The sequence below is a fragment of the Streptomyces humidus genome, assembly GCF_014649655.1.
Lineage (GTDB): Bacteria > Actinomycetota > Actinomycetes > Streptomycetales > Streptomycetaceae > Streptomyces > Streptomyces humidus.
In genome coordinates this window covers 269,176-282,663 of record NZ_BMTL01000003.1, presented here as the reverse complement: position 1 = coordinate 282,663, position 13,488 = coordinate 269,176, and the positions used below count along the sequence as shown (strand labels likewise).

The window sequence follows — 13,488 nt, the reverse complement described above, 5'->3', positions numbered from 1 at the left end:
GTATTGGGGTGTGACGGATGGTGGAGAGCGCAGGCGGGGGGCCGGGCGACGGCGCCGCCGAGATGCTCGACCGTCCGCTGCCGGACGGCGTGCGGCGCAGGGTCGTCACGATCGTCTCCGACGGCTTCGGCGGGCTGACTGTCGGCGAACTGCCCGCCCAGCTTCGCCAGTACGCCCGGTTCGCCCCTAATCGGCGGGCCAAGTTCGCGGGGAACGCGATGGCGGCCGCGCTGGAGACCGATCCCCTGTTCAGGCAGCGGATCGCCGAGAAGTTCCGAGAGGTCCAGCCGGAACTGTCCGGCGCCCTCGACTCCGGCTCGCCGACCCCGGCCGTGGACCCGCTCGACGTGGCGGCCGCGGCCTACGTGCTGCGACCCGCCGGCTGGGTGAAGCTGGTCACCGCGGCCGGCGAGGAGGCCCAGCGGGCGGACGCGGAGCGGGCCGACGAGGAGAGCCGGGCCGAACTGCGGCGGTTGCGCGAGGAGCTCGACCGGGCCCGGGAGCAGACCCGGACGGACACCGAGCGGCTGCGCGCCGAGCTGGACGCGGCGAAGAAGGAGACCGACTCGCTGCACCGCAAGCTGCGTTCGGCGCTCAGCGACGTCAAGCGGGGTGAGGCGGCGCTGCGCAAGGCGCAGGGCGAGATGGAGACCGTGCGCGCCGAGGGCCATGCCCAGGTGTCGGCCGCCGAGAGCGAGTCCCGGCGTCTGAAGGCGCGGCTGGGTGAGGCGGAGGCCGCGCTGGAGGCCGCCCGGCGGGCGGCGCGCGAGGGCCGCAGCGTGGAGGACATGCGGGTGCGGCTGCTGCTGGACACCGTGCTCGACGCGGCCCAGGGGCTGCGCCGGGAACTGGCGCTGCCGCCGGTGTCGGTGCGACCGGCGGAGACGGTCGACGCCGTCGAGCCGGGCCGGATGACCCCGAAGGACATCGCCGCCCGGGCCCTGTCGGAGCACGATCCGGCCATTCTCGACCAGTTGCTCGCGCTGCCGCAGGCGCATCTCGTCGTCGACGGCTACAACGTCACCAAGACCGGTTATCCGCAGATGCCGTTGGAGAAGCAGCGGCTGCGGCTGCTGGGGCAGCTCTCGCAGCTCGCCGCGCAGACCGGCGCCGAGGTCACCTGTGTCTTCGACGGGGCCGAACTGGTCGCTCCCGTGCTGCTCGCGCCGCCGCGTGGGGTGCGGGTGCTGTTCTCCAAGCCGGGCGTGACGGCCGACGAGCTGATCCGTCAGCTGGTGCGTGCCGAGCCGGCCGGCCGTCCGGTCATCGTCGCCTCGACCGACCGCGAGGTGGCCGACGGCGTGGCCGAGGCGGGCGCCCGGCCGGTGGCTTCCGCGGTGCTTCTGAAGCGCCTGTCCTGAAGGTCGAAGTTCGCAGGTTTAATGACCGAATTGACGCAATCATCACGCAACGTAGCGTCAATCGCGCATCACTGCTCGTGAGTTGTGTGAAAAAACTGCGGTGCGTGAGGGTTTTTTTCCTCTGGGGATTTGAACTGATCACGGCGAGGTCACTAAGGTCAGGCCTCGAACCTCCACACGGGTGATCACTCAAAAGAAGGAGCCCGTCTCCGTGGCGTCCCACCGTCGACCCAAGCAGCCGAGTCGCGCACGCGTGACCGTGCTGACCACCGCAGCCGCCGCTGCCGTCGTGCTGAGCTCCCAGGCCGCCAACGCGGCGCCCAGCGAGAAGCTCAACAAGGACGAGGTCAAGAGCAAGGTCGACAAGCTCTACGAAGAGGCGGAGCAGGCCACCGAGACGTACAACGGGGCCCAGGAGAAGCAGGAGAAGCTCCAGAAGGAGATCTCCACCATCCAGGACAACGTGGCCCGCGGGCAGGCTGACCTCAACGAGCTGCGCGACTCCATGGGTCTCGCGGCCGCCGCCCAGTACCGCACCGGGTCCATAGACTCCTCCCTGCAGCTCCTTCTCTCCTCGAACCCGGACGACTTCCTGGACAAGGCCTCGGCCGCCGACCAGTTGAGCGCCCAGCAGGTCGAGGCGCTCAAGAAGATCCAGGAGAAACAGCGCGAGCTCGCCCAGCAGCGCGCCGAGGCCTCCGGCAAGCTCAAGGACCTCGCCACCACCCGCACCGAACTGGGCAAGAAGAAGAAGGAAGTCCAGGCCAAGCTCGCGGAGGCGCGCAAGCTCCTCAACACGCTGACGGCCAAGGAGAAGGCCGCCCTCGCCGCCGCCGACACCCGCGCCAGCCGGGACGCCGGTCAGCGGGTCGACCTCGGCGACGCCCCCACCGGCTCCGGCCGCGCCATGGCCGCTTTCCAGGCCGCGCAGAGCCAGCTCGGCAAGCCCTACCACTACGGCTCCACCGGCACCGCCATGTACGACTGCTCGGGCCTCACCTCCTGGGCCTACGGACAGGCCGGCGTCGGCATCCCGCGGACCTCGGAGTCGCAGGCCAACATCGGGACGCGCATCTACTCGCAGAGCGACCTCAAGGTCGGCGACCTGGTGTTCTTCTTCAACGACCTGCACCACGTCGGTCTGTACGCGGGCAACGGCCAGATCATCCACGCCCCGCGCACCGGAACCGTCGTGCGCTACGAGTCGATGGGCACGATCGGCGGCCCGTTCATGTTCGGCGTCCGGGTCTGATCCACGCCGGACCGGGGTCCGATCCGCTTCGGGATCAGGACACCACCCCGCCCGAACGGGCGAATCATGACGACGAGGAGTGACCCCACGCCCCGCCGGTGACCTGCGTCAGCGGCGGGGCGTCACTGTGCGTGCCCGCCGGGGTCTTTGGCCGACCCCCGGTCGCGGGGCTACTGTCTGCCGCGTTTCCCTGTTCACCGGTGGAAGGAGCGCGGCTTCCCGTGGGGTCCCATCGCCGCCTTGCACAGTCCGGGTCCGACCGGGGCGCCCGCAGCGCCCTGAGCGTGCTGTCCGTCGCGGCCGCCGCCCTCGGCGCCGTGTCCGCCGTACCGGCCACGGCCGCACCGCACGACGGGGCCAGTGCCGAGGTGGACCGTCTCTACGAGGAGGCCGAGAAGGCCACCGAGGCCTACGACGAGGCCGGCGAACGCGCCGACGCCCTGCGCAGGCAGATCGGTGACGCCCAGGACCACATCGCCCGGCAGCAGGCGCGCGTCAACGGCCTGCGCGATCGGCTCGGTTCGCTGGCCGGCGCCCAGTACCGCTCCGGCGGTCTCGACCCCTCCCTGGCGCTGCTGTTCTCCGACGACCCGGAGGAGTACCTCGCCAAGGCGTCCGTCCTGGACCGGATCACCGCCCGCCAGGCCGGTGAACTCCAGGAGCTGCAGGGCGCCCTGCGCGAGCTCGCCCAGGAACACTCCGACGCCGCCCGCAAGCTCGCCGAACTGGAGAGGAGCCGCAAGGCCGTGGTCGGCCACAAGCGGACCATCGAGCGGAAGCTCGCCGAGGCGAGGGAACTGCTCGCCTCCCTGCCGTCCGGGGAACGCGCCGCCTACGACCGCGCCTCCCGTTCCGGCCGCGCGTACCTGCCCGGCCTCTCCGGCCCGGTCCCGGCGTCCGGCCGGGCGGCCGCCGCGCTGGCCGCCGTCCGCTCCGCGCTGGGCAAGCCGTACGTGTGGGGCGCCAACGGGCCTGCCGGCTTCGACTGTTCGGGCCTCGTGCAGTGGTCGTACGCGCAGGCCGGCGTCTCGCTGCCGCGCACCTCGCAGGCCCAGGCGCACGCCGGCCGGCGGGTCCCGCTCTCCCAGGTCCGGCCCGGCGACATCGTCACCTACCGCTCCGACGCCAGTCATGTCGGCATGTACGTCGGCAACGGCCAGGTCATCCACGCCCCCTATCCGGGCGCGCCCGTGCGCTACGACCCGGTCGGGATGATGCCGGTCTCGTCCGTCACCAGGCCCTGACCCCCGGCCGGTCCGGCACGGCCGCCGTACGATCGGGTGGATGACTGGTCGACGGCGGATGCGCGGATCACGGGTCGCGGGGCCCTGGCCGGTGGTCGTCACGCTCCTCGCCTCCCTGGTCGCCTGTGGCGGCCGCCCCGCCACCGGCGGCGCGCGGGCCGATGTGCAGAGGCTCCTGGACCGGCGGGCCGCCGCGGTCCTCCACCACGACGCGCGCGCCTACGCGGCCACCGGCAGCGCCGCCGGGTTCGCCGCCGTGCGCGCCGTTCCGCTGGCGGCCTGGTCCTACCGGGTGACGGCGCTGCGGCGCGGCGGGGACGCCGCCACCGCGGACGCCGAGCTGAGTTACCGGGTCGAGGGTTACGACCGGGCCCCGGTGGTGGTGAAGCGCACCGTGCGCCTGGCTCTGAACGCGGGCGGACGGTGGTCGGTGACGTCGGAGAAGCCCGCCGAGGAGACCGGCCAGCAGTTGTGGGACCAGGGCACGGTGAACGTGGTGCGGGGGGCGCACAGTCTGGTGCTGGGGACCGGGCAGTCCGGCGAGCGGCTGCGGTCCTTCGCGGAACTGGCCGACGACGCCGTCCCCGCGGTGTCGGCGGCCTGGGGCACCGCCTGGGCGGGCCGCGTCGTCGTCCTGGTGCCGAAGTCGCTGGCGGGGATGGCGGGGCTGCTCGGCTCGCCCGCGGCCGCCTACCGGGGGATCGCCGCGGTGACGACGGGCGAGACGGGCGGCCGGGCGAAGGCGCCCGCGGACCGGGTCATCGTCAATCCCGACGCCTACGGCATGCTCGGCCGGATGGGCCGGCAGGTGGTCCTCACCCATGAGACGACGCATGTCGCCACCCGCGCCCACACCGGCGCCGCCACCCCGCTGTGGCTGTCCGAGGGGTACGCCGACTGGGTCGGCTACCGCGGCACCGGGCGCACCCCGCCCGAGGTCGCGCCGGAACTGCAGCACTCCGTCAGGACCGGGAGCGTCCCGGCGGCGCTGCCCCCGGACGGCGACTTCGCGTTCTCCGGGGACGCGGGCCGGCTGGCCGAGGCGTACGAGGGCGGCTGGCTGGCCTGCCGGATGATCGCCGGACGGTGGGGCGAGACGCGGCTCGACGCGTTCTACCGGGCCGTCGGGGAGCACGAGGAGCGGCCGGGGGCGGTGGAGGGCGCGCTGAAGGACGTCCTGGGCACGTCCCTCCCCGAGTTCACGAGCGACTGGCAGGACTACCTGAAGGCCCAGCTCGGCTGAGGTTCCCGGCGGCGGCGTTCCCGCGGCCGTCGTCCCCATGGCGCTCGTGATCCTCCAGCGCTGTGCACCGCTGCCGTGCGCGGCGGTGCGGAGCGTTTGGATAGGGTCGGTCGCGATGCACAAGACCCTGATCGTGACGAACGACTTCCCGCCCCGTCCGGGCGGGATCCAGGCGTTCCTGCACAACATGGCGCTCCGGCTCGACCCCGACCGGCTCGTCGTCCACGCGTCCACCTGGAAGCGCTCCCGTGAGGGCGTCGAGGCGACCGCCGCATTCGACGCGGAGCAGCCCTTCCCCGTCGTCCGGGCCGCCACGACGATGCTGCTGCCGACGCCCGCGGCGACCGGGCGGGCGACCGCGCTGCTGCGCGAGCACGGATGCACGTCGGTGTGGTTCGGGGCGGCCGCGCCGCTCGGGCTGATGGCGCCGGCGCTGCGCAGGGCGGGCGCCGAGCGGCTGGTGGCCACCACGCACGGGCACGAGGCAGGGTGGGCGCAGCTGCCCGCCGCCCGGCAGCTGCTCGGCCGGATCGGTGAGCACACGGACACGATCACCTACCTCGGCGAGTACACCCGCGCGCGGATCGCGACCGCGCTGAGCGCCGAGGCCGCGGGCCGGATGGTGCAGCTGCCGCCGGGCGTCGACGAGAAGACCTTCCATCCGGGCTCGGGCGGCGACGAGGTGCGGGCGCGGCTCGGGCTGACCGACCGGCCGGTGGTCGTGTGCGTCTCGCGGCTGGTCCCCCGCAAGGGGCAGGACACCCTGATCCTGGCCATGCCCCGGATCCTCGCGGCCGAGCCGGACGCCGTGCTGCTGATCGTCGGGGGCGGGCCGTACGAGAAGGACCTGCGCAGGCTCGCGCGGGAGAGCGGGGTGGCCGCCTCCGTGCGCTTCACGGGGTCGGTGCCCTGGTCGGAGCTGCCCGCCCACTACGGCGCCGGTGACGTCTTCGCGATGCCGTGCCGGACACGGCGGGGCGGACTCGACGTCGAGGGGCTGGGCATCGTCTACCTGGAGGCGTCGGCGACCGGACTGCCGGTGGTCGCCGGGGACTCCGGGGGCGCGCCCGACGCCGTGCTGGACGGCGAGACGGGGTGGGTCGTGCGGGGCGGCTCCCCGGCGGACGCCGCCGAGCGGATCGTCGCCCTCCTCGGGGACGCCGGGCTGCGCCGCCGGATGGGGGAGCGGGGCCGGCTCTGGGTCGAGGAGAAGTGGCGCTGGGACCTGCTCGCGGAGCAGCTGAAGACCCTGCTCTAGAGCCCGCCGTTCGGATCACCCCGCAGAACGCGGGGGCCGGCACGCGCGTCTGCGGCGTCGTCGTCGGTGCCGTGCGAGCCGATCCGAACGACAGGCCCTGGACTTTTCTCCCTTTTCCTCTAGGCGGAGGGCGAAAATCCGCTGATGCTGCGCACATGACAGCGAAACTGATGCAGCATCAGCTGACGAGACGTCACATACTTGGTATGGCCGCCCTCCAGACGGCGGCCTCCCTCGGCTTCACCCGCGTGGGTCTGCAGTCGGCCCGGGAGGCCGAGCCCGCCGCGGTCGAGTCCGCCCCCGCGATCGTGGTCGGCTCCGGCTACGGCGCAGCCGTCGCCGCACTGCGCCTCGGCCAGGCCGGCGTCCGCACCCTCGTCCTGGAGATGGGCCGGCTGTGGAACACGGCCGGCGCCGACGGAAAGGTGTTCTGCAACACCGCCGCCCCCGACCAGCGGTCCATGTGGTTCCGCACCCGCACCGAGGCGCCGCTGGCCACCTTCCTGTGGCTGGACCTCGTCAACAAGGACATCGGCCTGTACCCGGGCGTCCTGGACCGTGTGCACTTCGACCACATGTCGGTCTTCGTGGGCCGCGGGGTCGGCGGCGGCTCCCTGGTCAACGGCTCCATGGCGGTCACCCCGCTCCCGTCGTACTTCGCCGAGCAGTTCCCCACCGTCGACGCGGCGGAGATGTACGCGACGTACTACCCGCGCGCCCGCGCCATGCTCGGCGTCAACAGCGTCGACCCCGCCTGGTTCGAGTCGACCGAGTGGTACCGGTTCACCCGCGTCTCCCGCAAGCACGCGCAGAACACCGGCCTGAAGACCACCTTCGTGCCGAGCGTCTACGACTTCGGCTACATGCAGCGCGAGGAGGCCGGCACCGCCGTCAGGTCGGCCCTCGGGCAGGAGGTCATCTACGGCAACAACCACGGCAAGAAGAGCCTCGACAAGACCTATCTGGCGGCGGCGCTCGGCACCGGCAACGTCACGATCCACACCATGGAGAAGGTGCGCGGCGTCAGCCGGGCCGCCGACGGGACGTACGTCCTGACCGCCGACCGCATCGACGACACGGGCAGGGTCGTGGAGACCAAGCAGTACGGCTGCACCTACCTGTTCCTCGGCGCCGGCAGCCTCGGGACCAGCGAACTCCTCGTCCGGGCCCGGGAGACCGGCACACTGCCCGCGCTGAACGCCGACGTGGGGGCGGGCTGGGGGACCAACGGCAACGTGATGCTGGGGCGGGCCAACCACCTGTGGGACACCGTCGGCGCCAACCAGTCGACCATGCCGGTCATGGGCATCGACGACTGGGCGAACACCGCCAACCCCGTCTTCGCGGAGATCGCCCCGCTGCCCACTGGCCTCGAGCACTGGGTCAGCCTCTACCTGGCGATCACCAAGAACCCGCAGCGCGCCACGTTCACCTACGACGCCGCCTCGGGCGGGGTGAAGCTCGGCTGGAGCGCCGCGCAGAGCGCCGTCTCGGTCGGCATGGCGAAGAAACTGTTCGACCGCATCAACGCGGCGAACGCCACCATCTACCGCTACGACCTGTTCGGCTCCGGCAGCAAGGTCTTCGCCGACGACTTCACCTACCACCCGCTGGGCGGCTGCGTGCTGGGGAAGGCCACCGACGACTACGGCCGGGTGAAGGGCTGTCCGAGGCTCTACGTCACCGACGGCTCGCTGGTGCCCGGCAACATCGGGGTGAACCCGTTCGTCACCATCACCGCGCTCGCCGAACGCACGATGGCGCGGGTCCTCGCGGAGGACATCGCGCCATGACGTGCCGTCAGCAGACCTTGAGAAGCCGCTACTTGGCGTAGATCGCCTCGATCTCGCCCGCGTAGTCCTTCGCCACCACGTTGCGCTTGAGCTTCAGCGAGGGCGTGAGGTGGCCCGAGTCCTCCGTGAACTGGGAGGAGAGAATGCGGAACTTCCGCACCGATTCCGCCTTCGAGACCGCGGCGTTGCCGTCGTCGATCGCCGACTGGATGGCAGCCTTCAGGTCGGCGTCCTCGCGCAGCGACGCCGCGGTCGAACCCGCCGGCTTGCCGTGCTCGGAAGCCCAGCGGCCCAGGAACTCCTCGTCGATGGTGACCAGCGCGCCCACGAACGGCCGCCCGTCGCCCACCACCATGCACTCCGCGACCAGCGCGTGCGCGCGGATGCGGTCCTCGATCACGGCCGGGGCGACGTTCTTGCCGCCCGCGGTGACGATGATCTCCTTCTTGCGGCCGGTGATCCTGAGGTAGCCGTCCTCGTCGAGCGTGCCGATGTCGCCGGTGTGGAACCAGCCGTCGGCCAGCGCCTCCGCCGTCGCGCCCGGGTTGTTCCAGTACTCCTTGAACAGGTGCTCACCGTGGAGCAGCACCTCGCCGTCGTCCGCGATCCGCACCACCGAGCCGGGCAGCGGCTGACCGACCGTGCCGATCTTCTGCCGGTCCCACGGGTTGAACGCGGTCGCGGCGCAGGACTCCGTCAGGCCGTACCCCTCCAGGACGGTGAACCCGATGCCCCGGAAGAAGTGGCCGAGACGCTCGCCCAGCGGGGCGCCGCCGGAGATCGCGTACTCGCCCCTGCCGCCGAGCACCGCCCGCAGCTTGCCGTAGACCAGCTTGTCGAACACCTTGTGCTTGATCTTCAGGCCCAGGGGCGGGCCCCCGGGCAGCTCCAGCGCCTTGCTGTACGCGATGGCGGTGTCCGCGGCCTTGTCGAAGACCGCGCCCTTGCCGTCCGCCTGCGCCTTGGCGCGCGCCGAGTTGTAGACCTTCTCGAAGACCCGCGGCACGCCCAGGATCAGCGTCGGGCGGAAGGACGCCAGCTCGTCGGTGAGGTTCTTGATGTCCGGGACCGTGCCGAGCTTGATCGGCGCCATCATCGGGGCGATCTGCACCAGCCGGCCGAAGACGTGCGCGAGCGGCAGGAACAGCAGGACGCTGCACTCGCCCGTGCGGAACAACGGCCGCAGCCGCTCCACGACGTTCCCGCACTCGGCGAAGAAGCTGCGGTGGGTGAGCACACAGCCCTTCGGCCGGCCGGTCGTGCCGGAGGTGTACACGATGGTCGCCGGGTCGTCCGCCCTGGCCTGCGAGCTGCGCTCCTCGACGACCCGGTCGGAGACGTCCCGGCCGAGCCGCCCGAGCTCCTCGACGCCACCCGCCTCGATCTGCCACACGTGCTTGAGCGCGGGCAGCGACTCGCGCACCGACTCCACGGCCGCCGCGTGGGCCTCCAGCTCGACGACGACGGCCGTCGCACCGGAGTCCGAGAGGATCCACTGCACCTGCTCCGCCGAACTGGTCTCGTAGACGGGCACGGTGACCGCGCCCGCGCACCAGATCGCGAAGTCGAGCAGCGTCCACTCGTAGCGGGTGCGCGACATGAGGCCCACCCGGTCGCCGGGCTGGACGCCGGAGGCGATGAGGCCCTTGGCGGCCGCGTGCACCTCGGCGAGGAACGCCGTGGCCGTCACGTCCTGCCAGGCGCCCCCCACCTTGCGGGCGATGACGGCGACATCGGGATGCTGCGCGGCGTTTCTGCGGACGATGTCGGTCAGGTTGCCGTCCGCAGGGACCTCGTACAAAGCCGGAAGGCTGAACTCGCGCAAGACTGCTGCTCCTCATAGGGCGCCGGCGCCACGACGTTGTGCGATGCGACGATGCGGTCCAAGGCTCGGGCTGTGCTCAGGAAACTCGGCGGATCCGTGGACCCGGTGAATCTCGGTGGTCGAAACCCTGAGCACGACTGGACTGCCCGGACGTTACCCGCCGGTATGGCCTCTTCGACAGGGGGGCCGGGCGAGATGTTCGCTGCGTCACACAGATTGGTGTCTTCCGGCCGACCCTAGTCCACCGCTTTACTGACTGGCCAGTAACCGGTATCCGCGCCGTCACTGTTCACGTGTGCCGCACACGCCTACCCTTGATCGACATGGCATCCACACCGCCCGGAAACCGAGGGACACGCATCCACGTGGTCAGCGACGTGCACGGCAACGCGCGCGACCTGGCCCGCGCCGGAGACGGCGCCGACGCGCTGATCTGCCTGGGCGACCTCGTCCTCTTCCTGGACTACGCCGACCACTCCCGCGGCATCTTCCCCGACCTCTTCGGCGTGGAGAACGCCGACCGCATCGTCGAACTGCGCACCGCCCGCCGCTTCGAGGAGGCCCGCGAACTCGGCGCCCGGCTGTGGGGCGGCGTCGGCGGCGACCGGGCGGCACTGATCGAGCAGGCGGTCCGCAAGCAGTACGCCGAGATGTTCCCCGCCTTCCCGACGCCGACCTACGCCACCTACGGCAACGTCGACATGCCGCGGCTGTGGCCTGAGTTCGCCGGACCGGGCACGACCGTCCTCGACGGGGAGCGGGCGGAGATCGGCGGCCGCGTCTTCGGCTTCGTGGGCGGCGGCCTGCGGACCCCCATGCGCACCCCCTACGAGATCGACGACGAGGAGTACGCGGCCAAGATCGAGGCCGTCGGCGAGGTGGACGTGCTGTGCACCCACATCCCGCCGGAGGTGCCGGAGCTCGTCTACGACACCGTGGCCCGCCGCTTCGAACGCGGCAGCCGCGCCCTGCTGGACGCGATCCGCCGCACCCGGCCCCGCTACTCCCTGTTCGGCCACGTCCACCAGCCGCTCGCCCGCCGGATGCGGATCGGGGCGACCGAGTGCGTGAACGTCGGGCACTTCGCGGGCAGCGGCAGGCCTTATGCCCTGGAGTGGTGAAATCGCCCGACCGGCCGCGCGGTAGCCTTCACGCTGCACACACGTACCCTTACGGGCCCGCATCCGGAGGAGCCACGGCGATGGCGGAACACACCAGCTCGAGCATCACGATCGAGGCGGCACCGGCCGACGTCATGGCGGTGATCGCCGACTTCGCCCGTTATCCGGACTGGACCGGAGAGGTGAAGCAGGCAGAGGTCCTCAAGAAGGACGAGCAGGGCCGCGCCGAACAGGTACGCCTGGTCATGGACGCCGGCGCGATCAAGGACGACCAGGTCCTCGGCTACACCTGGAGCGGCCGCAACGAGGTCTCCTGGACGCTGGTGAAGTCCCAGATGCTGCGCCAGCTCGACGGCTCCTACCTCCTCGAGCCGGCCGGCGCGGGCGGCACCCAGGTCACCTACCGGCTGACCGTGGACGTCAAGATCCCCATGCTGGGCATGATCAAGCGCAAGGCCGAGAAGGTCATCATCGACCGGGCGCTGGCGGGTCTGAAGAAGCGCGTGGAGTCGGGCGAGAAGTAGGACAGGGGCCCGCGGGCGCGACCCCCGGGCCGCCCCGACCGGTACCGTTCCCCCTCATGCGCACCCTCCTGATCACCGGCCCCGGCGGCAGCGGCCGTACGACAGTCGCGGCCGCCACGGCTCAGCGCGCGGCAGCGGAGGGCGCCCGCACCCTCGTCCTCAGCGCCGACCGCACCGACACCCTCGGCGCGGCGCTCGGGGTCCGCACCGGGCCCGTGCCCGTGAGCGTCGCCCCGCGCCTCACCGCCTGGCGTCCCGACGCCGCCGCAGGCTTCCGCGACGACCTCGCCGGCTTCCAGGACCGGGCCGCCACCGTCCTCGACCTGCTCGGCGCCTCCCGGCTCGACCCGGAGGAGGTCACCCCCCTCCCGGGCGCCGAGGAGCTGACCCTGCTGCGCGCCCTGCGCGACGCCGCGCTCGCCGACGGCGGGGACCGTCACGACCTTCTCGTCGTCGACCTCCCGCCCACCCCCCAGGCCCTCGCCCTGCTGGCTCTCCCGGAGGAACTGCGCCGCTACCTGCGCCGCCTGCTCCCGCCCGAACGCCAGGCGGCCCGTGCCCTGCGCCCCATGCTGGGCCGGCTCGCCGGCGTGCCCATGCCCGCCGAGTGGCTCTACGACACGACGGCCCGATGGGACGTGGAGCTGGCCGCGGTCGAGGCCGTCCTCGCCGACCGGGGGACCGCCGTACGGCTCGTCGCCGAGCCCGGACCGGCCGGCGCCGACGCGATCCGCGACGCCCGGCTCGGCCTGGCCCTGCGCGCCCTGCCCGTCGAGTCGCTCGTCGCCAACCGGGTCCTGCCCGAGGACGCCGACGACGACGGTCCCCTCGGCAGGCTCGTCACCCAGCAGCGCAAGACCCTTCAGGAGTGGGGCGGGACGGCCCGTCCCGTCGCCCACCTCGGCCACGACCCCCGCGGCTCCGACGACCTCGCCGCGCTCGCGGTCCCCCTCGTCAACCCGGCGGCCTCCCCGGTCGAGTGGCCCGTGGCCGACCGGCTCGAGCAGGACGGCGTGCTCGTCTGGCGCATTCCGCTGCCCGGCGCCGTGCGCGACGAACTCGACCTGATCCGGCGCGGCGACGAACTCGTCGTCACCGCCGGGCCGTTCCGCCGCATCCTCCCGCTGCCCTCCGTGCTGCGCCGCTGCACCGTCGACGGCGCCGCCCTGCGCGACGGCGAGCTGTGCGTGCGCTTCGCACCGGATCCCGCCCTGTGGCCCCGGACCCGGTGAACGTCATACGGCCGTTCGGGTAACGTCGTAAGGACGAGCCGTGGTCAGGCCTCGTCAACCCGCAGTCGTCAGGAGTCCGCCATGAGCGAAGAGCGTCCCACGCCCGACGCCGCCGGGGAGCCCGCCGGCGCAGAGTCCGCCGACGAGAAACCGCGTGTGAGCGACGCCGACGCCTGGGCCACCGCGGCCGCCGAGGACCTGGCGGCCGAGAAGGCCCGCCGCCGCGCCGAGCACGGCCCGCAGCCGGGCTCGGCCGCTGACGAACTGCGCAAGCTCGTCGACGCCGTCAGCGACAAGCTGTCGTCGATCCAGTCCCCGCTGCTCGGGGCCGTCGCCGGGCCCGCCGCCCAGCAGGCGGTCCGCCAGGCCGTCCGGCAGGCCAAGGCCGCCGTGGAGCCCGTCATCGAGCGCAACCCCGACGTCTTCGACCACCTCGCGGCGGCGGGCAGCGAGCTTCTCGCGGCCTACCGCTCGGCGGTCCAGACCCAGGAGCGGCGCTGGACCGCCGGAGCCGGCGACCTGCGCGACACCGGCCGCGACGGCGGCGACGACACGGGTCCCGGCCAGCGCATCGACTTGGACTGAAGCCCTCCCGGGGCAGGGCCTCGGGTACGGTTGGCCGTAGCGGGGCTCGA

The 13,488-nt window shown here is 72.5% G+C and carries 11 protein-coding genes; 10 read left to right on the top strand and 1 reads right to left on the bottom strand.

What is annotated here, in order from left to right; genetic code table 11:
* The first annotated feature begins 17 nt into the window (after positions 1 to 17).
* From IE239_RS04715 to IE239_RS04690, 6 genes are all read left to right on the top strand, one after another.
* A complete protein-coding gene (locus tag IE239_RS04715) occupies positions 18 to 1,361 on the top strand; it encodes an NYN domain-containing protein (RefSeq protein WP_190147964.1) in 1,344 nt (447 codons plus the stop codon).
* A 211-nt stretch (positions 1,362 to 1,572) separates the two neighbouring features.
* Positions 1,573 to 2,613 carry a C40 family peptidase gene (locus IE239_RS04710; protein ID WP_190147963.1) on the top strand — a complete coding sequence of 347 codons (1,041 nt, stop codon included), beginning with the start codon at positions 1,573 to 1,575 and terminating at the stop codon, positions 2,611 to 2,613.
* A 221-nt stretch (positions 2,614 to 2,834) separates the two neighbouring features.
* Complete coding sequence (locus tag IE239_RS04705) at positions 2,835 to 3,857, top strand: C40 family peptidase (protein WP_190147962.1); 1,023 nt, start codon at positions 2,835 to 2,837, stop codon at positions 3,855 to 3,857.
* A 40-nt stretch (positions 3,858 to 3,897) separates the two neighbouring features.
* A complete protein-coding gene (locus IE239_RS04700; RefSeq protein ID WP_190147961.1) occupies positions 3,898 to 5,100 on the top strand; it encodes a hypothetical protein in 1,203 nt (400 codons plus the stop codon).
* Positions 5,101 to 5,215: 115 nt separating this feature from the next.
* The gene (locus IE239_RS04695; protein ID WP_190147960.1) at positions 5,216 to 6,358 is read left to right on the top strand and encodes a glycosyltransferase family 4 protein; all 1,143 of its coding nucleotides are present in this window, start codon (positions 5,216 to 5,218) and stop codon (positions 6,356 to 6,358) included.
* 170 nt (positions 6,359 to 6,528) lie between these two features.
* Entirely contained in the window at positions 6,529 to 8,151 is a 1,623-nt protein-coding gene (locus IE239_RS04690) for a GMC oxidoreductase (protein ID WP_450289917.1), read from the top strand.
* A 28-nt stretch (positions 8,152 to 8,179) separates the two neighbouring features.
* Here IE239_RS04690 and IE239_RS04685 read toward each other — a convergent pair whose 3' ends face one another.
* Positions 8,180 to 9,976 (bottom strand): AMP-dependent synthetase/ligase, encoded by a 1,797-nt coding sequence (locus IE239_RS04685; protein WP_190147958.1) that lies wholly within the window; start codon positions 9,974 to 9,976, stop codon positions 8,180 to 8,182.
* A 365-nt stretch (positions 9,977 to 10,341) separates the two neighbouring features.
* On the opposite strand from IE239_RS04685, the gene IE239_RS04680 reads away from it, so the two are divergent.
* The 4 genes from IE239_RS04680 (at position 10,342) to IE239_RS04665 (ending at position 13,438) form a co-directional block, all read left to right on the top strand.
* Complete coding sequence (locus tag IE239_RS04680) at positions 10,342 to 11,097, top strand: metallophosphoesterase family protein (protein WP_190148052.1); 756 nt, start codon at positions 10,342 to 10,344, stop codon at positions 11,095 to 11,097.
* Between the two features lie 80 nt (positions 11,098 to 11,177).
* Positions 11,178 to 11,621, top strand: a complete 444-nt coding sequence (locus tag IE239_RS04675) for an SRPBCC family protein (protein WP_190147957.1) — start codon at positions 11,178 to 11,180, stop codon at positions 11,619 to 11,621.
* A 56-nt stretch (positions 11,622 to 11,677) separates the two neighbouring features.
* On the top strand, positions 11,678 to 12,853 hold the full coding sequence (locus IE239_RS04670) for an ArsA family ATPase (RefSeq protein WP_190147956.1): 1,176 nt from the start codon (positions 11,678 to 11,680) through the stop codon (positions 12,851 to 12,853).
* An 81-nt stretch (positions 12,854 to 12,934) separates the two neighbouring features.
* Complete coding sequence (locus IE239_RS04665) at positions 12,935 to 13,438, top strand: DUF5304 domain-containing protein (protein ID WP_190147955.1); 504 nt, start codon at positions 12,935 to 12,937, stop codon at positions 13,436 to 13,438.
* Positions 13,439 to 13,488 lie beyond the last annotated feature (50 nt).